The 23,586-nt window shown below is 60.7% G+C and carries 21 protein-coding genes; 3 read left to right on the top strand and 18 right to left on the bottom strand.

The features are described 5' to 3' along the window. Positions 1-301: 301 nt before the first annotated feature. Positions 302-1,765 carry an alpha/beta fold hydrolase gene (locus DBR16_RS04855; protein ID WP_109260137.1) on the bottom strand — a complete coding sequence of 488 codons (1,464 nt, stop codon included), beginning with the start codon at positions 1,763-1,765 and terminating at the stop codon, positions 302-304. 137 nt (positions 1,766-1,902) lie between these two features. Between DBR16_RS04855 and DBR16_RS04850 the strand changes: the two genes are divergently transcribed. Beyond that, positions 1,903-3,426, top strand: a complete 1,524-nt coding sequence (locus DBR16_RS04850) for a LytTR family DNA-binding domain-containing protein (protein WP_109260136.1) — start codon at positions 1,903-1,905, stop codon at positions 3,424-3,426. 12 nt (positions 3,427-3,438) lie between these two features. Here the strand turns inward: DBR16_RS04850 and DBR16_RS04845 are convergent, their stop codons facing one another. The 10 genes from DBR16_RS04845 to DBR16_RS04800 all read right to left on the bottom strand — a co-directional run bounded on the left by DBR16_RS04845 (position 3,439) and on the right by DBR16_RS04800 (position 13,827). Further along, positions 3,439-3,906, bottom strand: a complete 468-nt coding sequence (locus DBR16_RS04845) for a hypothetical protein (protein ID WP_125184503.1) — start codon at positions 3,904-3,906, stop codon at positions 3,439-3,441. 222 nt (positions 3,907-4,128) lie between these two features. Further along, positions 4,129-4,485, bottom strand: coding sequence for a DUF1428 domain-containing protein (locus DBR16_RS04840; RefSeq protein WP_109260134.1), 357 nt, complete (start codon positions 4,483-4,485; stop codon positions 4,129-4,131). 183 nt (positions 4,486-4,668) lie between these two features. Further along, positions 4,669-4,869, bottom strand: a complete 201-nt coding sequence (locus DBR16_RS04835; RefSeq protein WP_109260133.1) for a SlyX family protein — start codon at positions 4,867-4,869, stop codon at positions 4,669-4,671. A 4-nt stretch (positions 4,870-4,873) separates the two neighbouring features. Continuing rightward, positions 4,874-6,442, bottom strand: a complete 1,569-nt coding sequence (guaA, locus tag DBR16_RS04830; protein ID WP_233347588.1) for a glutamine-hydrolyzing GMP synthase — start codon at positions 6,440-6,442, stop codon at positions 4,874-4,876. Positions 6,443-7,159: 717 nt separating this feature from the next. After that, positions 7,160-7,345: a hypothetical protein gene (locus DBR16_RS04825; RefSeq protein ID WP_109260132.1), complete on the bottom strand. Its 186-nt coding sequence runs from the start codon at positions 7,343-7,345 to the stop codon at positions 7,160-7,162. A gap of 360 nt (positions 7,346-7,705) precedes the next feature. Continuing rightward, positions 7,706-9,040 carry an RsmB/NOP family class I SAM-dependent RNA methyltransferase gene (locus DBR16_RS04820; RefSeq protein WP_109260131.1) on the bottom strand — a complete coding sequence of 445 codons (1,335 nt, stop codon included), beginning with the start codon at positions 9,038-9,040 and terminating at the stop codon, positions 7,706-7,708. Positions 9,041-9,151: 111 nt separating this feature from the next. After that, the gene (guaB, locus tag DBR16_RS04815) at positions 9,152-10,624 is read right to left on the bottom strand and encodes an IMP dehydrogenase (RefSeq protein WP_109260130.1); all 1,473 of its coding nucleotides are present in this window, start codon (positions 10,622-10,624) and stop codon (positions 9,152-9,154) included. 309 nt (positions 10,625-10,933) lie between these two features. Next, on the bottom strand, positions 10,934-11,746 hold the full coding sequence (locus DBR16_RS04810) for a Coq4 family protein (RefSeq protein WP_125184501.1): 813 nt from the start codon (positions 11,744-11,746) through the stop codon (positions 10,934-10,936). 225 nt (positions 11,747-11,971) lie between these two features. Then, a complete protein-coding gene (locus tag DBR16_RS04805) occupies positions 11,972-12,712 on the bottom strand; it encodes an RlmE family RNA methyltransferase (RefSeq protein ID WP_109260128.1) in 741 nt (246 codons plus the stop codon). Further along, complete coding sequence (locus DBR16_RS04800) at positions 12,709-13,827, bottom strand: Ppx/GppA phosphatase family protein (protein WP_199288375.1); 1,119 nt, start codon at positions 13,825-13,827, stop codon at positions 12,709-12,711. Before DBR16_RS04800 ends, DBR16_RS04805 begins: the two co-directional genes overlap by 4 nt. A gap of 155 nt (positions 13,828-13,982) precedes the next feature. Between DBR16_RS04800 and hspQ the strand changes: the two genes are divergently transcribed. Continuing rightward, positions 13,983-14,321 carry a heat shock protein HspQ gene (hspQ, locus tag DBR16_RS04795; protein ID WP_109260126.1) on the top strand — a complete coding sequence of 113 codons (339 nt, stop codon included), beginning with the start codon at positions 13,983-13,985 and terminating at the stop codon, positions 14,319-14,321. On the opposite strand, the gene DBR16_RS04790 is transcribed toward hspQ, so the two are convergent. From DBR16_RS04790 to DBR16_RS04760, 7 genes are all read right to left on the bottom strand, one after another. Further along, positions 14,318-15,331, bottom strand: coding sequence for a fumarylacetoacetate hydrolase family protein (locus DBR16_RS04790; RefSeq protein WP_109260125.1), 1,014 nt, complete (start codon positions 15,329-15,331; stop codon positions 14,318-14,320). The two genes, hspQ and DBR16_RS04790, sit on opposite strands and share 4 nt — an antisense overlap. Positions 15,332-15,408: 77 nt before the next feature. After that, on the bottom strand, positions 15,409-15,720 hold the full coding sequence (locus DBR16_RS04785) for a P-II family nitrogen regulator (protein ID WP_109260124.1): 312 nt from the start codon (positions 15,718-15,720) through the stop codon (positions 15,409-15,411). 2 nt (positions 15,721-15,722) lie between these two features. After that, positions 15,723-16,688 (bottom strand): sodium-dependent bicarbonate transport family permease, encoded by a 966-nt coding sequence (locus tag DBR16_RS04780; protein WP_109260123.1) that lies wholly within the window; start codon positions 16,686-16,688, stop codon positions 15,723-15,725. Between the two features lie 62 nt (positions 16,689-16,750). Then, the gene (locus DBR16_RS04775) at positions 16,751-17,398 is read right to left on the bottom strand and encodes a carbonic anhydrase (RefSeq protein ID WP_233347587.1); all 648 of its coding nucleotides are present in this window, start codon (positions 17,396-17,398) and stop codon (positions 16,751-16,753) included. A gap of 73 nt (positions 17,399-17,471) precedes the next feature. Further along, positions 17,472-18,617 carry a homogentisate 1,2-dioxygenase gene (locus tag DBR16_RS04770; protein WP_109260122.1) on the bottom strand — a complete coding sequence of 382 codons (1,146 nt, stop codon included), beginning with the start codon at positions 18,615-18,617 and terminating at the stop codon, positions 17,472-17,474. Between the two features lie 65 nt (positions 18,618-18,682). Further along, the gene (locus tag DBR16_RS04765) at positions 18,683-19,075 is read right to left on the bottom strand and encodes a hypothetical protein (RefSeq protein ID WP_109260121.1); all 393 of its coding nucleotides are present in this window, start codon (positions 19,073-19,075) and stop codon (positions 18,683-18,685) included. 1 nt (position 19,076) lies between these two features. After that, a complete protein-coding gene (locus DBR16_RS04760; RefSeq protein WP_109260120.1) occupies positions 19,077-20,159 on the bottom strand; it encodes an isoaspartyl peptidase/L-asparaginase family protein in 1,083 nt (360 codons plus the stop codon). A 361-nt stretch (positions 20,160-20,520) separates the two neighbouring features. Here DBR16_RS04760 and DBR16_RS13855 point away from each other — a divergent pair, with 361 nt between their 5' ends. Then, on the top strand, positions 20,521-23,184 hold the full coding sequence (locus DBR16_RS13855) for an ATP-binding domain-containing protein (RefSeq protein ID WP_125184500.1): 2,664 nt from the start codon (positions 20,521-20,523) through the stop codon (positions 23,182-23,184). The last annotated feature ends 402 nt before the right edge of the window (positions 23,185-23,586 follow it).

Genomic DNA, 23,586 nt, shown 5'->3' with positions numbered 1-23,586 from the left:
GTCGCGCTTGATTGATGTCTGAGCGTCCCAACCCCCGTCTTCCTCCGGCTTGCCTGCCCTCGTGAAAACGGGAGACCGGAGGACCTCGTGGGAAGCCGCCCCGATCAGGTGAGGTATCGAGTCATGATCCGGCTCCAGCGGTCTGAAGGCGAATCGGTTTTTCCCTTCACGCGCGGGATCGGACATAAAAAGGGCGCAACGTGCGGCCGCGCCCTTCATGTATCGAGTCAAGTTCAAGTTCTGAATCAGGTTGAAGTGCAATATTCTGAACCTGCCTTCAACGAGGCATCGGCCCAGCCAGCTAGCGACCGAACGGATTGGCGAGAAAGTCCGGCGCATCAAGCCAGATATCTGAATCAGCCACCGCTTCATCCTGCATGAAGGCATGCATGGCATTCTGGATATCCGGGGACAGCATGAAGAGATTATGCCCAGCATTATGGATGGTGATCTGAGTCACATCTGACAGCCCTTGTACCGCCTCGGCCTGCCCTTCGATATAGGTGCGGCTATCCAGCGTTCCGGTCAGCAGCAGAACAGGCGTCTCGCCTGACAATTGCGTGCGAAAATCATCGCCCAGATCCAGCTCGGTCAGGACAGGCAAAAGCTGTGGCATCGGCGCGTTGAGGAATGCCCCGATGGGGGATTGCGGCAGCTGAGCGTTGAACAAGGCCAGACGTTCCTCCGTGATGCCGGATGCCCGGTCCATCGCCAGCGGCATGGCCCTGAAATCAATGGTTTCGCGAATGTCCATGAAGCGCTGAATCAGCGCGGTCATGATGACGTATTCGCCGCGGTCGAGTTCCGAATAGAGCGCCAGAACAAGGCCGACATTGGTCGGGTCTGCGAGCGCACCACCGGCCAGAGCCTGCACATCGCGGCGTTGCAGCATGAAGGCTCTGGTCGTGCCATCGTCCTGCGGGATGTCGAGTAGAACAGGCGCTTCATCCAGCCGGTCATGGACGCGGCGCATCAGACCGACCACATCCGGATAGGCAGCCGCAGCGGCGGGCTGGGCATTGATCGCATCCTGCAAGCGCTGGAAATAAGAGGCGGTACGCGAAGGCAGTTTGACGGTCTGATCCAGCCCCTCGGCGCTGGCGATGATCACCCGGTCCAGTTCGGCGTCGATTGTGTTCAGCGCCGCCAGTGCGAGATGACTGCCATAGGAAATCCCCCACAGGGAAATCCGGTCCGCACCGAGGTGCCGTCGCAAATCACTCAGATCGTGGACGCTCTCCATCGTCGTATAACCGCGCAGATCAATGCCCTGATCTGCCCAGAAAGCCGCGCACTCAACCGCCGCCTGTTGGCGAGACACGGCCCATTCCGCATCGGAAACCTCCTGCGCCACCGTGTCTGTGACAGAGGAAACGCAGACCGGTATGTCATTTTCCGACAGGCCGGTCCCGCGCTGATCAAAGGTGTACACATCACCATGCTGGCGCATATCCATGAACAGCGAAAAGCGACGTCCGCGGGCCGTGCCGGTTCCCGTTCCGCCCGGCCCGCCCGCCAGATAGATAATTGGCGACCCCGGATCATCCGTCGTGGCCGGAAAGCGGACATATCCCAGTTCGATCATCCGGCTGTCGGGATCAGCGCGATATTCCGGCACCTGAAACGACCCCTGATAGGCGGTGACGGGATCGCCATTGCCCGGTGTGAATTCGATTTCGACCTCGCCGGGGCGCGGCGCAGCCTGCGCCAAAGCCAGCGGAGCGGAAACAAGTAAGGCCATGCCGGCCATGAGGAGGTTTTTCATCTGTTTTCCAATCAACCATTTATGCGTCGGCGCAGGATTGACGCGAATGCGATCGGATGGGGCGCGAACCAGTCAAACGGCAGTGACTTTTCGGTAAACGGCAGGACGGTGCCGTTGAACGGCGCTAGACTGACGGCATGAAATATTCGCTGACCGCCATTCTCTTTGTATTCCTCGCAAATCCGGCGATCAGCCCAGTGGCTTATGCCCAGTCGTTGAACTGGGTGGAAATGGATGCCGTTCGCGTGTGTCCGGCGACCGAACCCATCGCCGACCTGCCCGATTTCGATGCGCCGGAATGCGAAACGATGCCGCTTCACGGGGTCAACCCTCAAGGGCGAATGATCTGGATAGCCGCATCGCTCATGCTTTCAGAATCGGAGCTTGCTACTGATCGTCCGCTGGGCCTCTTTGTTTCCGGGGCCATGTCGACCTCGCTCTATATGAACGGCACGTATCTGGGACAGAATGGACAGGCCGGACAAAACCGCGCCAGCGAAATCCCGGGTGCGATGGATTCCGTCGTCTTCGTTCCGCCCTCCACCCTGCATCCTGGCAACAACGAGCTCGTCCTGCTGATGTCCGCGCATCACAGTCTGATCTCTTTTGAATACCCGATCCACATTGTGGCGCTAGGCGAGTTTGCGGGACCAACCGAGCGAATCATCCGCGCCTACTGGCCATCGCTGATCAATTTTGGCGTCTTTCTGCTCGGCATCATCATATTCGGTGTGTCTGCCGTACGCGGTGACGACAGGGAAAACGGCGTTATCCTCGCCTTGCTCGCGCTTTTCGTCACAGCGCAACTCGTCACGGAAACCAGCCGTGGTCTGATCAGTTATGCCTACCCCATGCACGCCTGGCGCATGCTGGGCGTTACAGGCTTTGCCGCAATGACCGGCCTGTTGTTCCTGGCACATGTTCTGAAACGATTTTCAACTTGGCGCTGGACGTTTCGGTGGGGCCTGTCCGCGCTTGTCTCGCTTGTGGTCGTTGCCGCTATCTGGTTGGCGCCCAGCTATGATCCAAAAGCCATTTTTGCTCTTTTCATCCCCATCGGCATTGCCATTCCCGGCCTTGTCTACCGGGGGCTGAAAACAGACCGCAACGCCCTTATTTATCTCGGGCTGATTGCGGCCGTCGGCATAGCCTATCTCATCCATCCCAGATGGATTCTCGATGTCTATGTCTACTATTTCTTCTCGGCCTTGATGCTGGTTCTGTTTTTCCAGCAGGCGCTAGCCCTGATCCGCGCGCGACGCAGCGCGAGATCGGAAACCGCACGCGCAGAACGTCTCCAAATGGCGCTGCAACAGGCGCACCAGAAGTCCGATCCCGCGCAGCTACAATTAACCAGTGCCGGCAAAATGGAACGGATCGACACTGGGCGCATTGCGCATATTCAGGCAGCGGGCGATTATATCGAGCTGCACTTCAAGGGCGGCAAATCGGCACTTTTCACCAGCAGTCTCAATGAGATCGAAGCCAAGCTGCCAGATACGTTTTTACGCGTTCACCGCTCGCACATCGTCAATACTGCCTTCATCGATCAACTGGAGCGCCATGCGTCCGGCGTCGGCAGGCTCACGCTCTCGTCAGGCGCGGAAATCCCGGTCAGCCGCCGTATCATGCCCAGCGTTCGCAGCGCGCTGGCGGACTAGGTCGCGTAGGCGTTAGTCCGGCGGATTGAGGAACACCTCGCGTGCAACATGAATGCCCAGAAGCGTGCGCTCGGCCGTGACGCGGGCTGACACCTCGGCCTCGTCTTCGCGGCTCTCCAGAATGGCGGCATCGACACGCGCCCAGTCTTCCCAGAAAGTGTCATAGGCCGCCATGTCCGGAAAGATCTCGATGATCAGCACGTCCCAGTCATCCGGGCTTGTTGGCCATTTGGTCAGGACATGATGGTCGAGCACAAATCCCATTTCCTCTGCCAGTTCGACCTGGGCGGTCCAGGTGCCGGACAGGCTGTCGAGATAGGCTTCGCGTTGGCCCGGGCCGGTGCGCACATAGATCATGTGCCAGACCGGGCCTTCGTCATAGACGTCCAACACGGTCCGGGCGGACTGGGCCTGCGCCGCCGGAGCGCCGGCGAGCACGGCCAGCGCCATTGCAAGAAAGACTATTCTGAATGCCGTCATGTGACCGGCTCCTATTCGGCTTGTATGGACGAAAACGCGCCGCCAAGCTGGCCGCATGCCTGCCGGCCGGCAAGCCGGGCGGGGGTCACAATTGATTGAGAGAATTCGGTAAACGGCGGACGCTCCGGTTGCGGCCGGGTAAAAACCGGGCACGCGCCTCACCCGCGCGCCAAGATTCAAACCCAGGTTTGGTTGTTGTGCGCCTTGTGATCGCGCCGGCGTCTACGCCTCGACGATCATTTCAAACCCGCCAAAGATCATGCGTTTACCGTCAAAGGGCATGGCGTCCGGGCCCATGGCGGCAAAGCGCTCATCCTTCATCGCCGCGGCCATGCCGGCATCACGCGCCGCCCTGTCCGGCCAGACGATCCAGGAAAACACCACCGTCTCGTCGGCTGTCGCCTTCACCGCCATGGGAAAGGAGGTGACTTTTCCGTCCGGCACATCATCGCCCCAGGCCTCAACGACGCTGAGCGCGCCATGGTCCTTGAACACGGTGGCTCCCAGCTTTGCCATTTCGAGGTATTCCGTTTTCTTTGCTGATGGCACTGCCACGACAAATCCGTCGACATAAGACATGGTGCTTTCTCCCCTGTTCGTGCTGAGATTAGCAGGGAATTCCGAGTGTGGTAGCTGAAATACAAACGTCATTCCGGGGCGCGCCGAAGGCGGGAACCCGGAACCCATTCCGGATATTCAACGTCACGGAATGGGTCCCGGATCGCACGCTATCGCGCTCGTCCGGGATGACGATTTTGATGCTCAATAATGCGGCGGCTTGTCATTCCCCGGCGCGGGCCGGCCGGATTCGAGCTCGGCGATGCGGTCGTCAGAGGCGCGCAGGCGCGCCGTCAGCCGGTCGAGCTCCTTTTGCTGACGCAACAGGCCGTCAGAGAGATCGTCAATCGTGCGCTGTTGTTCAGCGACGAGCATTTCCAGCGCGTCAAGGCGATCAGAGCTCATCCCCCTACTCCCACTCAATCGTGCCCGGCGGCTTGGACGTCACATCATAGACGACGCGGTTGACGCCGCGCACCTCGTTTATGATGCGGGTGGCGGTGCGGCCGAGGAAGTCGTGGTCGAAGGGGAAATAGTCCGCCGTCATGCCGTCCACGGAGGTGACGGCGCGCAGGGCCAGCACATTGTCATAGGTGCGGGCATCGCCCATCACGCCGACGGTCTGCACCGGCAGGAGGACGGCAAAGGCCTGCCAGATTGTATTGTACAGGCCGGCCTTGCGGATCTCGTCGATATAGATGGCGTCGGCTTTTCGCAGAATGTCGGCCTTTTCCTTCGTCACCGCGCCGGGAATGCGGATGCCGAGGCCCGGACCCGGGAAGGGGTGGCGTTGGACAAAGCCATCGGGCAGGCCCAGCTCGCGGCCAAGCGCCCTCACCTCGTCCTTGAAGAGTTCGCGCAGGGGCTCGACCAGCTTCATATTCATGCGCTCGGGCAGGCCGCCGACATTGTGGTGGGACTTGATCGTCACGGACGGGCCGCCATCGAAGGAGACACTCTCGATCACGTCCGGATAGAGCGTGCCCTGGGCGAGGAAATCCGCCCCGCCAGCGGCCTTGGCGTGCTTTTCAAACACGTCGATGAAGAGCCGGCCAATCGTCTTGCGCTTGGCTTCCGGGTCGGAGACGCCGTCGAGCTCTCCCAGGAAGAGATCGCCTTCATCGGCATGGACGAGCGGAATGTTGAAGGAGTCCCGGAACAGGCGGACGACTTCCTCGGCTTCATTGAGGCGCATCAGCCCGGTATCGACAAAGACGCAGACCAGCTGGTCGCCGATGGCATCATGGATCAGCTTGGCCGCCACGGCGCTGTCAACGCCGCCGGACAGGCCGCAGATCACCCGGCCGGAGCCGACCTGCTCGCGGATCTTGGCCATCGCTTCCTCGCGGAAAGCGGCCATCGTCCAGTCGCCCTTGAGGCCGGCAATATTGTGGGTGAAATTGCGCAGGAGCAGAGCGCCGCGCGGTGTGTGCACGACTTCCGGGTGGAATTGCACGCCATAGAAGCGGCGGCTCTCGTCGGCAATGGCGGCAAAGGGGGCGTGGGGCGAGGTGGCGATGACATGAAAGCCGGGCGCAAGGCTGGCGACGCGGTCACCATGGCTCATCCAGACGCGCTCTTCATGGCCAATCCCGCCAAAGCCGTCGAAGAGCGGGCTGTCGGCGACGATCTGGATGTCGGCGCGGCCAAATTCCTTGTCCTCGCTGCCTTCCACCGCCCCGCCGAGCTGGGCCATCATGGTCTGCTCGCCATAGCAAATGCCCAATACCGGCACGCCGCGGGTGAAGACGCTGTCATCGGCGCGCGGGGAATTTTCCCAGTGGGTGGAGTGCGGCGAGCCCGACAGGATGATGGCCTTGGGATCGAATTCATCGATGAAGGCGGCATCGGCCCGGTTATAGGGGTGGACCTCGCAAAACACGCCGCTTTCGCGCACGCGCCGGGCGATGAGCTGGGTGACCTGGGAGCCGAAATCGACGATCAGGACTTTTTCATGATGGGCGGTGATGTCTGTCATGGCGAGCGGTTAGCGCGAGTCAGCGCGAAAGGCGAGTCCGGAGTTGCACCCGCTTCGTCTTTTTACCCGTCATTCCGGGGGCGCCTCTTTCTCCCCCTGCTTGCGGGGGGAGTGGCCCCCACGGGTCCGACCTTAGGTCGGCCCGAGGACAGGCTTCAGGCCGAGGGGGGCGAATGGCGGGTGTCATCCTGCCCCCTCCGTCTTTCGCTCCGCTCAAGCCACCTCCCCCGTAAACAGGGGAGGAAACCAACCCCTCACCCTCGAAAGCCGTCCACTCGCGTGGCCGCCTTCCTCTACCCTCTCCCCTTTTAAAGGGGAGAGGGAAAGGGTGCGAGATCGCGCAGCGATGAGCGGTCAGGGTGAGGGGTCGGGCAAAATCGGGCCTCGAACTCCACACGTCGTTCCAAACTCCGTCTCCCTCCGGCTTGCCTGCCCTCGCGAATGCGGGGGACCGGAGGGCCTCAAGAGATCCTCCGATTAAATCGGAGGAAGACGCGATTGTTTGCGACCTCAGGGTGAGGCACCCGGCAGTGCCGGGCCTAGAACCCCGCAGGGATGACGGCTAACTTTCGCAATCGGTCAGAATACGTTCCGCTTTGTAACGCTTGGAAGCTATACGCATAAGGTCGGGGTGGTTTTTTTCAAACACGGACCGCCATCCCGGCCTGTCTTAGTGGCAAGTTGAAACTGAAGAAAAATTGTTGGTCTCTGTCCAAACTAAGTAGGATTATTCCATCCTGCGAATATGCCGGCAAGCTGTGATATCGTATTATCCAAATCGCTGTAGGTTGGATTCTCGATGTCCACACCTAGAACGGTATAAAATTCGCCAATTGAAATTTCATGTTTTCGGATAAGACGAGCAACTTCGAGAATTATTTCCTCATGATTTTCTGATTGCATTATTCAATCCCCGTTGCATTCCGATTTTCGATATCGTGAACAGCGCAATACCCTCCTTCTTCTTCTAACCAAACCAAAAATGGCTGTTGAATGCCGCCTGGCACGGGGTTCTTGCATCGTTTGCCTGACTTAGTAGTGGCACCACACCGAGGTAGACCACCTGAATCTATCCAAAGCTCGTATTCATGTTTTTCGGCGCCATGCGTTTTCGCAAACCATGCATGTCGATCTTCAACATAATCTTCCAAATCTTCTAGCTTCGGAAAAACGGTTTCAACTCCCCACGGAGCCTCAATATATCCGACCAGAGATATCTTTGCGTCTCTCAATTTGATTAGTGTCGCTCGGTCCAATGACAATCTATTTTTCCATTTCTTGCTTGCGGAAATCCACCCGCTCCATTACCGCGATGAAGAAGCCGTCTGTGGCGCTGCGGTGCGGGGTGAGTTGCAGTGCGCCGCTGTCCATCTCGCACGCGGCGAGCACGTCTGCAGCCCCCTCGGCGAGCCCGCCGGAGGCGATCAGGGCGTCGCGGGAATTGCGCTGGGTAAAGTTCGAGTATCGGGTGAGGAAAGCTTCGATCCGGTCGCCATTCTCTTCCGGCAGAATGGAGCAAGTGACATAGATGAGCCGCCCGCCGGGCCTGACGTATTTGGCTGCGTTATCAAGTGCTTCGTCCTGTTCCTCAAGGCGTTGATTCAAGGCGCATTCGGAGACCCGCCATTTGGCATCCGGCCGCCGGCGCCAGGTGCCGGTGCCGGTACACGGCGCATCGACGAAGACGACATCCATTTTGCCTTCCAGCCCGGACAGCTCGTCTTCCGGCCCGTCATGGACCTGAACGTTTCTGACTCCCGCCCGTTGCAAGCGTGGCCAGATGGCCTTCATCCGCCGCCAGTCATGGTCCCAGGCGTGGATCTGCCCGGTATTGCCGGTCATGGCGGAAAGCTCCAGCGTCTTGCCGCCCGCGCCGGCGCAGAAATCGAGCACCTGGTCGCCCGGCTTCACCCCCGCGGCGAGGCCGGCGAGCTGACTGCCCTCATCCTGCACCTCGACCCAGCCCTTGCCATAGGCGGGGATGGCGTCGGCGGGCGGGGATTTGCCGGTCGCCTCGTCCTGCGGAATGCGGATGCAGGCGCGCGCCAGAGCGCCGGCGCGGGCGGTTGGGATTTTCGCCTGTACAGCCGCCAGCGCCTTCACCGGATCGGTTTTCAGCTCGTTGACGCGCAGATCGACCGGGGCGCGATCGGCCATGCCGGCGCCCTCCTCCGCTGCCGTCTGGCCGAAAACGCGCGCCAGCGACGCGGCCAGCCATTCGGGATAATCGCCGCGCACATGCGCCGGAGCATCAGAGATATCACGCGAAAACGCCGCGATCTCGGCGTCGGTCAGGGCGTCAGGTGAATGCGGATCGGCCGCCAGCTGGTCCTGCAGCGCCCCGGCCTCCATGCCCCAGATGCGACCGACCACGCCCAGCGCCAGGGCGCGGGCACTGTCATCGCCCATCGCCCAGGCCAATGATTGCTTGCGCCGCAACGCATCCATCACCAGGCCGGAAATGAAGGCGCGGTCGCCCGATCCGGCAAAGCGGTGGGCCGAACCCCATTCGCGCACGGCCAGCTTGACCGGGCGGTTCTGGCGCTCGATCAGGTCGAGAATGTCTATCGCCGCAGCGATCCGTCCACCCAGTCTCATTTACTGCTTCCTTTCTCCCCCCGTTCACGGGGGGAGTGTCGCGAAGCGACGAGGGGGGCTGCCCCCTCCACCACTTCGTGGTCCCCCTCCCCCGCAGGCGGGGGAGGAAACCTAACCCGGTGTCGGATAGTTCGGCGCTTCGCGGGTAATGGTCACGTCGTGGGCATGGCTTTCCTTCAGGCCCGCATTGGTGATGCGGATGAATTGCGCCTTTTCGCGGAATTCGGCCAGCGTTTTCGCACCCGTATAGCCCATCGCCGCGCGCAGACCGCCCATCATCTGGTGCAGGATCGGGCCTGTGGGGCCCTTATACGGCACCTGACCTTCCACACCTTCGGGCACCAGCTTCATCTGGTCGCCGACATCCTTCTGGAAATAGCGGTCGGCCGAGCCGCGCGCCATCGCCGCGACCGAGCCCATGCCGCGATAGGATTTGTAGGACCGGCCCTTGAACAGAAAGACCTCGCCGGGCGCTTCCTCGGTGCCGGCCAGGGCCGAGCCCATCATCACCGCATCCGCCCCGGCGGCCAGCGCCTTGGCGAAATCACCGGAATACTTGATGCCGCCATCGGCGATGATGGAAGCGTCCGAGCCTTCAGCCGCGCGGGCGGAATCCATGATCGCGGTCAGTTGCGGCACGCCCACCCCGGCCACCACGCGGGTGGTGCAGATCGAGCCCGGCCCGATGCCGACCTTGATGCAATCGGCTCCGGCGTCAATCAGCGCTCTTGTGCCGTCATAGGTGGCGACATTGCCGGCGATCAGGCGGGTGCGGTTGGAGGCGCGCTTGATGCGGCGCACCTGTTCCAGCACCGAAGCGGACATGCCATGCGCGGTGTCGATCACCAGCACATCGACACCGGCCTCGATCAGGGCTTCAGCGCGCTCAAACCCGCTGTCGCCGACCGTTGTGGCGGCGCCGCAGCGCAGGCGGCCATGGCGGTCCTTGGAGGCGAGCGGATGGGTTTGCGCCTTCTCCATGTCCTTGACGGTGATCAGGCCGATACAGCGCTGGCTCTCATCGACGACCAGCAGGCGTTCGATGCGGTGCTTGTGCAAAAGGCGGCGCGCCTCGTCCTCTCCGGCGCCCTCGCGCACGGTGACGACGTCGCGCGTCATCATATTGCCGACCTTCTCGTTGGGATCATCGGCAAAGCGCACATCACGATTGGTGATGATGCCCAGGAGCTTGCCCGGCCGGTCGGCCCCGCCCTCGACGACGGGAATGCCGGAAACCTTGTGATGCGCCATCAGCGCCTGCAGATCGGCCAGGGTGGCGTCGGGGCCGATGACCACCGGATTGACCACCATGCCGCTTTCAAAGCGCTTCACGCGGCGCACTTCCTCGGCCTGCTGCTCAACGGTCAGATTGCGGTGCAGAATGCCCAGCCCGCCTGACTGCGCCATGGCAATGGCCATGGGCGCTTCGGTGACGGTGTCCATCGCCGCCGACAGGATCGGGATGTTGAGGTTCACACCGTCGGCAATGACGGTGCGGGTGTCCGCGTCTGCGGGCAAAACTTCGGATGCGCCGGGTTGCAAGAGCACATCATCGAAGGTCAGGCCTTCGCGAATCTCCGCCATGGAGACCTCCTTGCTGCTTGCGGGGGCGGATTAATGCGGAATCGCCGGCGGCGCAAGGGGGGATGTCTCATCCTTCGTCATTCCGGGGCACCCCTTATTGTCATCCCTGCGAAGGCAGGGACCCAGAGCAACATTGAAGCTCCACTGCCCTGCCCTCAATCTGTGCAGCGTGGATGACTGCGGCTGGTTGGCACACGGTGTGCCGGTGGGACGGGCGCAACTGGGTCCCTGCCTTCGCAGGGATGACGGTGATTTTCCGGCCTCATGGTGAGGTGCTTTTCGCAGAAATGCCTCGAACCACACAGGGCGCTACGCCTGCACCGCCACCGGGTCGGGGCCGTCATATGCGGCGAGCGTATCCCAATAAAGCTGCGGCGGCTTTACCTTCAGACGCGCCCGGGCCTCGTCCAGCGGCAGCGGCAGGAGCGCTGTCAGATCCGTGGACGGGAAATGCGCCGCATTGCGTGCGAGGCGCTTGGCCTCGGCCATCATCCGGCCCACCGGCCAGGCCGGGATTTCGGAGCGGATTTTCAGCCCCGCCATGCGGCCCAGCCAGATCGGGCCGCGCCCGCCGGTCTGGATGCCGGAAAACAGGAGCAGCAGGGCCTCGCCCAGCGGATCGCGGCCATAGCCGGTCAGCACGTGATAGAGGTCATGGGTGAGATTCATCATGTAGGACATGGCATAGAGATGCGGCCAGTCGTCCTTCAGGGCCTGCATGCGCGCGGGCGCATTGTCCCAATTGGCCTGATAGACGCCCTCGGGATGCAGATTCTCGCTGTCGAGATAGTGCAGATAGGCCGCCGCAAACGTGCCGGGGCCATGGCTTTCCAGCGTCCCGCGATCCATCAGGATGCGGCCGATTTCGGTATGATCCGCCATGACGCGGCGGCCATAGTCCGACGCCGCAAAGCGATTGTGGAAGCGCTCATAGGAGCGGCCATTCACCGCCTCGAAAAAGGCGAAGACATAGCGCGTATCCTCCTTGTCGCGGACAAGGCCCTGAAAGGCTTTCCAGGCGCGCAGGGGCCGGATCGGCTGGGCCGGCGGAAAACCACCTGCGGCCGCTGTGGCGGGCGCGTCCGGGCCCGGCCCGTTCTGGAATGACTGTGTATCCGGCATGATGCCCCGCTCCTCGGAGACACCATAAGTGAACACTGTTTACTTATTGGTCAAGGGGAAGGTGAGGTGCGGTTTGCGAACCTTTGACGCCTTCCCCTCCCCTTGATGGGGAGGGTCGGCGATCCGTCCGGATCGGCGGGGTGGGGTGATCAGCGCAGCTGTTTGATGTTCTCCCCCACCCCTACCCCTCCCCACACAGGGGGAGGGGAAAATGTAGCCAACCCCTCACTTCTCCGGCGTGTCGCCGCGATAGCCTTTTGCAATCAGGTAGGTTTCAGCGCTTTCGGAGCGGCTGGCCGGGGGTTTGGCGTGGCGGATGGTTTCAAATCTGTGCTTCAGACGGTGCAGAAGATCATCCTCGGTGCCGCCCTGGAATACCTTGGCGACGAAGCTGCCACCGGGGCGCAGCGTCTCCAGCGCGAACTCGGCGGCGAGCTCGACCAGGGCGACAATACGCAAATGGTCGGTCGATTTGTGGCCGGTTGTCCACGGGGCGAGATCGGACAGCACGATATCCGCCGGCCCGCCCAGCGCCGCCTTCACCTTTTCCGGGGCATCGGCTTCAGAGAAATCCAGGGTCATCATGATGGCACCCTCGATCGGGTCCATTTCCAGCAAATCAACGCCGACGACATGGGCCGCGCCCTTTTTCAGCGCCACCTGCACCCAGCCGCCGGGGGCGGCGCCGAGATCGACGATGCGGGCGCCGGGTTTGAGCAGTTTGAAGCGCTGGTCCAGCTCGATCAGCTTGTAGGCGGCGCGGGAGCGATAGCCTTCCTGCTTCGCCCGCTGGACATAGGGATCATTCAACTGGCGCTGCAGCCAGCGGGTCGAGGAGAGCTTGCGGCCGCGGGCGGATTTCACCTTTTCGTGCAGAGACTTGGCGGCACGGGCATCGCCGCCCTTCTTCACCGGGCCGGAACGCCGGCGGCGCTTCTCCTCGGGGGGATTTTCCTCGTCACTCATTCGGCGGCCTTCGGTGTGGATTTTGCTGCACCGCCACCGGTCTTGCGCGGGCGGCGGCGTTTGGGTTTGCGCATCAGGTTGAGCAGCAGGCCTTCGCGCAGGCCGCGGTCGCCGACGCGGATCTTCTCGACCGGCCATTTGTCCATGACCACTTCGAGGATGGCACAGCCCGCCAGCACCAGATCGGCCCGGTCCTTGCCGATCACCGGATTGGCGGCGCGGCCGTCAATATCCTTCGACGCCAGGTCCAGGCAGGCGGCGCGCGCATCGGCGGCCGTCATCCAGCTGCCATCAACCAGCGAGCGCTCGTATCGCGGCAGGCCCATATGCACGCCGGCCACCGAGGTGATGGTGCCGGATGTGCCGATCATGTGGGCGCGGCCGGAGGTGAAGAGCGGGCGGAGCTTGCGCGCCCCGCGCGGTGTCCGGATGGCGTCGGCGGCAAAGGCCTTCATCGCCTCATACCATTTGTCGCCATGGACCGCTTCGGGGATGTGTTCCGACAGAGTGACGACGCCCACCGGCGCGCTGGCCCAGGTGCGGATGGGCGGGCGTCCGCCGCTCTCGAATCCGCCGCGCTCGCGCCATTGGGCCAGATCCACCCAGGACAATTCGGTCGAGCCCCCGCCGATATCGACGACCAGGGCGACGTCATAGTCTTCATCCATCAGATCGAGGCAGCCGAGCACCGCCAGACGGGCCTCCTCCTCCGGGGTGATGATATCGAAATCAAGGCCGGTTTCGGTCTTGATGCGCTGCATCAGCTCGGGGCCGTTTTCCGCCAGCCGGCAGGCCTGTGTGGCCACGGCCCGGTATTTGATGACGTCGCGGCGGTTCATCTTTTCCGCGCAAACGCCCAGCGCCGAAACAACATTGTCCATCGCGGCGTCGTTCAGCCGGCCGGTCTCGGTGAGCCCGCCGCCCAGCCGGACAATGCGCGAGAATGCGTCAATGATCCTGAAACTGCGCCCGGCCCGCCGTGCGATCAGCATGCGGCAATTATTCGTGCCCAGATCAATCGCCGCAAAGGCCGGGCCCGGCCCGCCCTTTTTGTGCTGGCCGGGCGTTGGCCCCGTGAATCGCGATTGCGCGGCAGCAGGCTTGTCCTGCGCCATTATATACCTACCTCTCGCCGTCTCGCGCGTCAGCCCGGTGGGCTCGCCGCGTTTCGGCCTGATCTTTGCCTTCATCCCCCAGCATAAGGCGAAGTTCGTCAGCATCAAGCGAAACCGGCTCATACCGGCACAGCTTAAAAAGGATCGGTACACGCATGACTCTGGAACGCGACGCAAAGTTCGGCATCGGCGATGTGGTGCGCCACCGGCTCTTCCCCTTCCGGGGCGTGGTGTTCGATGTCGATCCGCAATTTGCCAATACGGAAGACTGGTGGCTGGCCATTCCGGAAGCCATCCGGCCGGCCAAGGACCAGCCCTTCTACCACGTCCTCGCCGAGAATGAGGACAGTTTCTATACCGCCTATGTCTCGGAGCAGAATCTGCTGCCGGACGCGGTCAGCGGCCCGGTCAAACACCCCCAGACCCGCGAATTGTTCGAGAGCTTTGACGGGCAGCGCTATCTGCTGAAGGCGGGCGATATGCGCCCGAACTAGCGGGTGTAGCGGACGACTTTCTGGTCAATCGCGCCGAAGATGGACTGGCCATCCTTGCCCGTCATCTCGATGCGGATGGTGTCGCCGGGTGTCATGAAAGGTGTTTTCGGCACGCCGTCATAGATCGTCTCGATCATGCGGATCTCGGCAATGCAGGAATAGCCCTTCCCGCCTTCGGACACCGGCTTTCCGGGGCCATCATCCATCTTGTTGGACACCGTGCCGGAGCCGACAATCGTGCCATTCGTCAGGGGCCGCGTTTTCGCCAGATGTGCGATCAGCTGGGCAAAATCGAAGGTCATGTCGACCTCGCAATCGGGCTCGCCGAATTTCTCGCCATTGAGGTGGCTGACCAGCGGCAGATGCACCTTTCGGCCATCCCAGGCCTCGCCCAGCTCGTCCGGCGTCACGGCGACCGGTGCAAAGGCCGAGGGCGGCTTGGACTGGAAGAAGCCGAAGCCCTTGGCCAGTTCGCCCGGGATCAGTCCGCGCAGGCTGACATCATTGACGATCATGATCAGGCGGATTTGCTCTGCGGCCTCATCCGGCGTCAGGCCTTGCGGGCCGGATCCGGTGACAACAGCGACCTCGCCCTCGAAATCACAGCCCCATTTATCGTCGCCCAGCGGGATATCCTCGGTCGGCGCGAGGAAGGCATCCGAGCCGCCCTGATACATCAGCGGGTCGGTCCAGAAGGTTTCCGGCATTTCGGCATTGCGCGCCTTGCGAACCAGCTCGACGTGATTGACGTAGGCCGAGCCATCGGCCCACTGATAGCTGCGCGGCAGGGGCGACAGGGCTTTCGCCGAGTCGAAGGGAGAGATTTGCGCGCTGCCGTCATTGACCTTGTCAGACAGCGCTTTCAGCGCCGGTTTGCACCGGTCCCAGTCATCCAGCGCGGCCTGCAGCGTTGGCGCGATGTCACCGGCATCGGCATAACGCGAAAGGTCCCGGGAAACGACGACGAGCTGGCCATCGGGATGTCCGTTGCGGAGCGAGGCGAGTTTCATGTGGGTGATCCTTCAGCAGATTGGCTTTGCCGCTTTACTAACGTGCGGACCGGAGGGTTCAAGGCCTGTCTGCGGGATCAGAAATGCTCGGCACGGATGACCGCGACGTCCGAGACCGTCACAATGCCGATCTGGCGCGCCACAATCGCATAGACTTCATCGAGGACGCGCGGCAGATCCCTGGCGTCCAGCACGGCGAAGAGCACATACATGCGCTGGCTTTCGCTGATTTCCCCCTTGCGCGACCAGGAGCCGTTCCTGCCGCGTCCGGAGACGGCCGGAAGCACGGTGTAGCCGCCGAGTTCGAGCTGGTCCAGAAGCCGGCAAAGCCGGTCCAGCATCGGGGCCTCGATAATGATTTCCAGCTTTTTCTTGGCCGTCGTGTCCATGGTTATCCGCCCAGCATCATTCCAGCGACCGCATAATAGAGCGGAATACCGAATATCAGGTTGAAGGGGAAGGTGATTCCAAGCGACAGCGTCAGGGATATCGCCGGTTTGGCCTTTGGCAAGGCGAGCCGCATCGCGGCGGGCACCGCGATGTAGGACGCGCTGGCCGAAAGCGTCATCAACAAGGCGCCGCTCCCGGGTTCCATGCCGATCAGCAGGGCGGCGATCAGGCCCAGCGCGGCCCCGATCAGGGGCATGTAGAGGCCATGCAGAATGACCGGGAAACGGATATCGCCGGCCTGACGCACGAGCCCCCGCCCGGCGACCAGGCCCATATCCAGCAGGAACAGGCAAAGCACGCCGCGGAAGATGTCATAGAAAAACGGCTCGACGACCAGGCGGCCGGAATCTCCCGTGGCCCAGCCGATCAGGAAAGCCCCGATCAGCAGGACAATAGACCCGTTGAAAGCCACATCGCGGACCAGTTCCCTGCCGGATTGGCCTTCCTGTTTTCCCGCCAGCATCAGCCCGGAGAATATCGCGGGCGCTTCCATCGCAGCGGCCACGGCGACCATGAAACCGGCCGCCGCCAGACCAAGAGCGGCACCGGCATCGGAGGCCGCAATGAAGGTCACGATGGAAATCGATCCGTAATGCGCGGCGATGGCGGCCGCGTCTGTCCGCCCGGTCCGGCTGGTTGTGCGCAGCAATCCGAAACTGATGAAGGGGATGGCAAAGGACAGCACGATCCCGGCCCCGATCGCCAGGGCCGCATCCGCCAGGCTGCTGCTGGCCATCTCGACGCCGCCCTTGAAGCCGATCGCCATGATCAGATAGATGGAGAGCGCCTTCGCGACCGCTTCCGGGACTACAAGGTCAGACCGTACCATTGCCGCGCCCAGCCCGAGGGCAAAAAACAGGATGGGCGGCGAAATCAGATTGGCAACAGCAAGATCAAACAGGCCCACCGGCAACTCCTATCAAGGTCCGGAGGCGGGTAGCAGGGCTGCGAGTCATTCGCAAGGACAATTTATTGATGGTCAACCTGTGTGAAATCATTGTCCACGGTCAGCCATTCCAGCTCGCCATCCGCGATACCAAAGCGCGCACCGTGTATTTTCAGACGGCCGGCTTCCACCTGTTCCGCAATAAACGGATAGGTCATCAATCGCTCCATGGAGCGGCGGATGGAGTATAATTCGGTCCGTTCGGACAGACGTTCGATATCGCCGGTTTCCGGCAATTCGGCCTTCGCATCGGCGAGCGCCTCGGAAATCGGCTCGATCCATTGGTCGATAAAAAGCGATTCCGGGTCTTTCTCGCCGCACACGCAGGCATTGACGCCGCCACACTGGCGATGCCCGAGGACCAGAATGTTCGGCACTTCCAGCTTGCGGACCGCGAATTCGAGCGCCGCTGAAACGCCGTGGTGCGCCCCGTCAATTTCGCAGGGCGGTACGATATTCGCGACATTGCGCACGACGAATAATTCACCCGGGCGGGCATCGAAAACCTGGGCCGGGTCGACGCGGCTGTCACAGCAGGCGATGACGATGGTGTGCGGCCGCTGCCCCTTGTCGGACAGGGTTTCATACAGCCTGTGCTGCCGCGGATAGAGCTCGGCCCGGAACCGGTTGAAACCGTCAGACAGGTCCGCGGGCATGGAACGTTTGGGCATACAGGTCTCTTTGTCTGGCCTGATGGCAGACTAAATCCTGTTGCACCCTATCGGCAAACACATGCCGCAGAGTCTATGCCGGATCCGGTGTTTTCCAGGAATTCACATAGTCGCGGTTTTCAACGCTGGAGGCCCCCTCGCCGACATCCAGCGGGTCGCGCGTGTCGATCATGACGGCGTATTCGTCGGTCGCGTCCTTGGTCTGTTTCAGCATGTTCTTCAGCGCCTTGGGATGCGGTCCATGGGTGAAACCGGCCGGGTGGAAGGTCATCATACCGGCATCGATATTGTCGCGGCTGAAGAAGTCGCCCGCGTGGTAGAACAGGACTTCATCATAGTCGTCATTATTGTGGAAGAAGGGCACTTTCAGCGCGCCCGGATCGGTCTCGAACGGGCGCGGCGCGAAGGTGCAGACCACGAAGCGATCCGACAGGAAAGTCGTATGGGCGCTCGGCGGCAGATGATAGCGATGGCTCATCAGCGGGCGGATATCCTTCACATTCAGGCGCACCGGCGCGAGCTCGCCATGCCAGCCGACGGCGTCCAGCGGATTGAAGGGATAGGTGATGTGGGAAACTTCGCCGCGCTTCTTCACCTCGACCACCCATTCATGGTTTTCGTCTGCCTGCTGGGACTTGAAGGCCTGATCGATCTTCGGCGCATCCAGAATGGCGGGGTCAAAGACGGCATGGGGTCCGACCAGCCCCTTGTCGGGCAGGGTGTAGTGGGTGTTGGTGGCCTCGATCATCAGCACGGCCAGCGGTTCGGACGGGGACAGCCGCCACATCGTGCCGCGCGGCAGATAGACATAATCGCCCTGCGTGATTTCGATATGGCCGAAATCGCAGAACAGATCGGCCGTGCCGCGGTGGATGAAGAGCAATTGATCGCCATCGGCATTGCGGGCCAGCGATGTCATCGGTTCGGCCAGCTTCCAGAAGCGCACATCGGTGGCGTTGTTATGCAGGACGGCGCTGGAATTCCACGGCGAGTTTTCCGCCGCATTCAGCCTGTTGAGATCAAAGGCGCGCGGTTGCAGCGGGCCTTCAAACTTCACCCAGCCCGTCGGCGGGTTTTTGTGGTGCAGGAAAGCCGCCGGCCCGAAAAAGCCTTCCTTGGACATTTCCCGCTCATAGGTGCCTTCCGGCATGTCGGCATGGGCTTGCCGGGAGGCGTTGCCTTCCACGCGAGAAGCGTAAATCCATTTGCGATTGGCCATGCGTCATTCTCCTGCCGAACGGGTTCATATCCAATTTAGTTACAAATGAAACTAAATGGAAGCCGTCAATTTCGCCCGGCAGGATGCACAAGGGGGATCAGGGCAAAGGCCAGCTGTCCGGCCAGACCCAAAGCGCCCGGCAGGGTCAGCCAGTTGGCCACAAATCCCCTCACCCCGCCGTCTGCGATGACGGCGGAGAGGACCAGTTCCAGTGCGATCAGCACAATGAAGGCCACCAGCCCGACCCGCCATTTTGCGGGCAATGGCCATGCGGCCCGGCCTCTGGCGAGCCCGCCGAAGACGACCCAGGAGACGCCCAGAATGACGGGCAGCTCGATCCCTACGGCGATCAGATCCCCGGCGCGCGGCGCGATGACCAGCGTGCGCAAGGTGCCCAATGCGAAACCGGCCAGAAAAACCGCCCCCGCATAGAGGGCGCCCAGCCGGATGGCGGTCAATCTAGTCCTCATCACCATAAATCGCGATGACGGGTTCGCGGCCTGAGCCCCAGCTCGCCCGATACATGCCGGGCGTATTAAAGCTCCAGGCGGTCTCTCCGCTGCCCGACAGGACAATCACGCCGCCATCGCCGCCGAGATCGGTCAACGCGCCCTGGATCACCATGTCGGCGGCATCCTGCGCCGCAAAGGCGCGCTCTTGTGCGCCGCGATCCATCACCTCCAGCTCATGGCAGATGCGCGCGGCAATGTTCAGGCGGATGAAATACTCACCCGTGCCGGTGGCCGACACGCCGCAAGTCTCCGTGGCGTAAGTGCCCGCGCCGATGACCGGGCTGTCACCCACCCTTCCCCAGCGCTTGGCCGTGGTGCCGCCGGTCGACGTGCCGGCGGCGATGTTTCCGGACTGGTCCAGCGCGACCACGCCGACCGTGCCGAAGCGGTGTTCGCGCTCCATCAGGTCGAGTGCGCCTTCCTGGATCTCTTCGGGCTCGGGCGCGCCTGCGGGGCGTTCCGGCAGGGGCAAACCCATATCGCCCACGGCGCGTTCCATGGAGCGCCAGCGGCGCTCGGTGAAGAAGAAGGCCGGATCGACAAATTCCAGTTCCTGTTCGCGGGCAAAGATTTCGGCCCCCTCACCGGCCAGCATGACATGGCGCGAATTTTCCATCACGGCGCGGGCGGCGGAAATGGGGTGGCGAATGCCCGTCACCCCGGCGACGGCGCCGGCATTCAGGCTCGCCCCGTCCATGATGGAGGCGTCCAGCTCATTGCGGCCCTCGGCGGTAAACACCGCGCCGCGCCCGGCATTGAACAAGGGATTGTCTTCCAGATCGCGGATGACGGCCTCGATGGCGTCCAGCGACGACCCGCCTTCCGACAGGATCGCCCCGCCGGTTTCCAGCGCGGCGTCCAGCGCGGCGCGATAGGCGGCCTCGGTCTCGGCGGTCATCGACTCGCGCTCGATCACGCCGGCCCCGCCATGCACCACAATCGCCCAGCGGGCTTCGTCCTGCGCCAGGCTGGCCGACGCGGCGAGCCCCGCCAGAAGTGTTGCTGTGAGTGTCGCTGTGAATATCCGCATATCCGCCTCCCTTTGGTTAGCCCCATTCGGCCTGATTATGGCGGGAATGCAAGGGGGGTATCAGGCGATGATATGCGCCGCGCGGCAGGCGACATCGCGATTGGTGGGGCAACAAACCCGCTTGTGCCCGTCGCGACAATCGCCAAGGACCAATTAGAACTGATCGGACAGGACTATTCGAAGCCATCTCAATGCCGCGCGGCTAAACACTCGATTGTTGCAGGCGATGTCAAAAATCGCAGCTTGGACGCCCCCCCTTCGCCTACGCTAGCATTGGAGTGCCTAGGTTAGTTTATCGCTTCCACCAGATGCATTCTAAGTTAAGCTTCGTGTCGATAGAAAGCGCGCGGGAGGGTAAGACTTGGATCAAGACGTCTTTGCCAAAGAGGTGGCTGGTGATGCGCTTGCTGCTTTTAAAGTTATATATGAGGCCGCCTCAGAGGGCTTCCTTTCCGGAAAAGTCGACGGCGCAAATGTGCTTGCTGACTTAAACCAATGGAATGGCAAACCGGCATTTGCGGGACTCCGCTCGGCGATAGCTGCCTCCGAAAGCGGGAACCATCGCCTTCGCGAGGAGCCCGCAATTGCAAGAGTTGTTGTGGAAACACTTGATGGAAAAGAACTCGTATTCTTCGTCTGCCGATCAATGCCACCGAGAGCACTGGCAAATTTGCGATTAGCAAGCCAGCGCTCACCGGTGGGGCGCCTAGCAGCCCTCGAACCTGGTGATGAATTGGTGATCCCGCAGTATGGAGTAGTATTCGTCCTTCGAACAACCAGTTTGAAACCGGTCCGAGAAGATGGCGAGTGGGATTCCAGCAAGAGTGTTTTTCGCGATTTAGAGGAAGCTACCTTTTCGCTTCAGTCGTTTCGAAAATATCTAGCAGACACTGAAAGCACAGATGGCCTCCTAGCGGCATTACTGGACGAAGAAGCGCCAAATCTAGTCGCAGGCGAAATCAAGGAACGTATCACACGGCTAGGCCTACGTGATCAGCCAATTCTTGATAAAATACAGGACGAAATCTTTCGATTGCCGATTGATCATCGACTATACATTTCCGGCCCACCGGGCACCGGAAAGACGACCACTTTGATTCGTCGGCTTGGTCTTAAATTGGATCTCGATTTTCTCTCCGAAGAAGATACAGCAGCCATTGAGCGCTCAGATGGAGCAAGTGGCCACACATCGAGTTGGACGATGTTTACGCCAACTCAATTGTTACGCCAGTATTTGAAAGAATCATTTCAGAGAGAAGGAATTCCGGCTCCCGACGCACGCGTAATACCGTGGGAGGTGATGCGCCGTGAATTGGCGCGTTCCGTTTTTCCAATTTTGCGAAGCGCCACGCGCAAACGCGGATTTGTCGAAAATCGGGAGATCGAAAACCTGCGCGACAGTGCAATTCGCCAGCAGATAGCATTCTTCGAAGAATTCAAAGATTGGCAATCAGAAACGTTTTTCGCTGACCTGATCGAGCGAGCCAAAACAATCAGGTCGCAGAAAAAGACATCACTTGTGAAGCTTGGCGAAGATCTTCTTCGGCTTTGCGAGGCCGCCACTAAAATTGGTGCAGAGCGAACACTTATTCGAATTAGCGCGCAATCCTCGGATGTAATCAATGCAATCCAAAAAGAGCGTGAAGCAATAAACCGAATTCTCGAAAATCAGATGAATCAACAGCTGGCCTCGAACAAGAGGTTCTTGGATGAACTAATCTCGTACTTAGAAGAGGCAAAAAACCCCGCCGACGAAACAGATGAAGATGAAGATGTGTTCGACGTCGAGGATAATGGCGACGAAGCCCCTGCAAAAATCGTAACTCGGCGAGACGCCTTTGATGCATATAAACGGGCATTGAGCGGACAAGCTCGCGCGAAGCTGAAGGGGCGAGCTGTCAAGCCAGGCACAAGAAACGCTCTTATCCTCGAGTGGCTCGGGGAGCGACAGCCCGATTCCGCAATCATTGATGAACTCGGAACTAGGCTGGAGCTCTTGGATGCGCTCAGGCCGTTTCGAGCATGCGATGAGCAATATGTGTTTGGCTTGCCATCGAGATATCGCGCATTCCGTCGTGCAAGTCGTCGAGATGGCACCTGGTTTAGCGTGTCAGAAACTGTGCGAAACCAGATTCACCCACTTGAAACCGACGTGATCATTCTTGCCAGCATTTTATCCGTTCGCTCGCTGTTTGATTTGGCACCGGCATCAACGAAGCAGGGGTTATTAGAACGCTTCTCAGCACTCCACGACCGCTTTGTGAATCAAGTATTCATTGATGAAGCAACTGACTTTTCGCCAGTCCAGCTGGCGTGTATGAACGGGCTGGCTAGACCAGTCTTGGATTCGGTTTTCTTATGTGGAGATTTTAATCAAAGACTTACTCCATGGGGCGCAAGCAATCGAGCTAGTTTGCAATGGGCGTTTCCAAATTTGGAGTTCCGGGAAATCAATATTGGTTATCGGCAAAGTCGGATACTAATTGATTTTGCCCAAGCAATCGCAGAGCGCCTTGATGGCGAAATTCCAGACGTTCAGAGCCCTGATCGTGTCGAGCCCGAAGGGCGCGCTCCGACCTTGCTGGAGGGCGTCGAAGCATTGACTGACCAAGCCAACTGGATAAGCGAGCGTATCCGAGAGGTTTATCGAGATGTTGGAAATCTTCCCGCGACGGCCATATTCGTTGAGTCTGAGGACCAAGTGAAACCTGTCGCCAGCGCGCTTGAAGATGCGCTTTCAGACATCAATATCGATGTAAAACCATGCCTAAATGGTGAAGTAATGGGAGACGATTCGAGCGTACGTGTGTTTGACGTCAAGCACATTAAGGGCTTGGAATTCGAAGCTGCCTTCATGTTGGGAGTGGATAGGTTGGAAGCGGAAGATGAAACTGCTTTGGCGAGATATCTTTACGTCGGCTCCACACGGGCTGCTAGCTATTTTGGCGTAGTATGCGCCGCAAAACTGCCGACGCTTTTAGCCCCTCTGAGGGAACGGTTTGTGGCGAACTGGTCTGCCAGCTAAGCTTTTGGGCCAAGGCCAATAGTTATTGCGATTACAGGTCAAGCTACTGGTGCCAGCGCCTATGATTCTGGATCTTATGACCGCCGAAATCTCTAGCGGACCTTCTGCGCTATTAGGTTCGCCAAAAACAGACACATACCCTTTAACCCTCCTCTGAACGCGGCCGCCCGCGCCGGCGCGGCGAGAGACGCCGGACCGGCTTCGCCTCCGGATCATGCGCGCTATGCGTATGGGAAACGGGTGGGTGTCCCCGTTTTTCTGTCTGGCTTCCTGTCCGGCTTTGATCCACCGTCCCGTCTTCCCCACCCGATCACGACGATCTTCCCTACCCGACCGGTATGACCGCCCTTTTCTGTTTTAATGTGCTAACACAATGACGGAATGAAATCATGGCGGGCGTGG

This window comes from Hyphobacterium indicum (genome assembly GCF_003129605.1).
Taxonomy (GTDB): Bacteria; Pseudomonadota; Alphaproteobacteria; order Caulobacterales; family Maricaulaceae; genus Hyphobacterium; species Hyphobacterium indicum.
Note: the sequence above shows the minus strand (reverse complement) of the source record. Positions and strands in the feature narration are given on the sequence as shown.

Bases quoted from the DNA above. Each gene is read 5' to 3' on its own strand.
- DBR16_RS04855 (WP_109260137.1), bottom strand. From the start codon at position 1,765: ATGAAAAACCTCCTCATGGCCGGCATGGCCTTACTTGTTTCCGCTCCG.
- DBR16_RS04850 (WP_109260136.1), top strand. From the start codon at position 1,903: ATGAAATATTCGCTGACCGCCATTCTCTTTGTATTCCTCGCAAATCCG.
- DBR16_RS04845 (WP_125184503.1), bottom strand. From the start codon at position 3,906: ATGACGGCATTCAGAATAGTCTTTCTTGCAATGGCGCTGGCCGTGCTC.
- DBR16_RS04840 (WP_109260134.1), bottom strand. From the start codon at position 4,485: ATGTCTTATGTCGACGGATTTGTCGTGGCAGTGCCATCAGCAAAGAAA.
- DBR16_RS04835 (WP_109260133.1), bottom strand. From the start codon at position 4,869: ATGAGCTCTGATCGCCTTGACGCGCTGGAAATGCTCGTCGCTGAACAA.
- guaA (WP_233347588.1), bottom strand. From the start codon at position 6,442: ATGACAGACATCACCGCCCATCATGAAAAAGTCCTGATCGTCGATTTC.
- DBR16_RS04825 (WP_109260132.1), bottom strand. From the start codon at position 7,345: ATGCAATCAGAAAATCATGAGGAAATAATTCTCGAAGTTGCTCGTCTT.
- DBR16_RS04820 (WP_109260131.1), bottom strand. From the start codon at position 9,040: ATGAGACTGGGTGGACGGATCGCTGCGGCGATAGACATTCTCGACCTG.
- guaB (WP_109260130.1), bottom strand. From the start codon at position 10,624: ATGGCGGAGATTCGCGAAGGCCTGACCTTCGATGATGTGCTCTTGCAA.
- DBR16_RS04810 (WP_125184501.1), bottom strand. From the start codon at position 11,746: ATGCCGGATACACAGTCATTCCAGAACGGGCCGGGCCCGGACGCGCCC.
- DBR16_RS04805 (WP_109260128.1), bottom strand. From the start codon at position 12,712: ATGAGTGACGAGGAAAATCCCCCCGAGGAGAAGCGCCGCCGGCGTTCC.
- DBR16_RS04800 (WP_199288375.1), bottom strand. From the start codon at position 13,827: ATGGCGCAGGACAAGCCTGCTGCCGCGCAATCGCGATTCACGGGGCCA.
- hspQ (WP_109260126.1), top strand. From the start codon at position 13,983: ATGACTCTGGAACGCGACGCAAAGTTCGGCATCGGCGATGTGGTGCGC.
- DBR16_RS04790 (WP_109260125.1), bottom strand. From the start codon at position 15,331: ATGAAACTCGCCTCGCTCCGCAACGGACATCCCGATGGCCAGCTCGTC.
- DBR16_RS04785 (WP_109260124.1), bottom strand. From the start codon at position 15,720: ATGGACACGACGGCCAAGAAAAAGCTGGAAATCATTATCGAGGCCCCG.
- DBR16_RS04775 (WP_233347587.1), bottom strand. From the start codon at position 17,398: ATGCCCAAACGTTCCATGCCCGCGGACCTGTCTGACGGTTTCAACCGG.
- DBR16_RS04770 (WP_109260122.1), bottom strand. From the start codon at position 18,617: ATGGCCAATCGCAAATGGATTTACGCTTCTCGCGTGGAAGGCAACGCC.
- DBR16_RS04760 (WP_109260120.1), bottom strand. From the start codon at position 20,159: ATGCGGATATTCACAGCGACACTCACAGCAACACTTCTGGCGGGGCTC.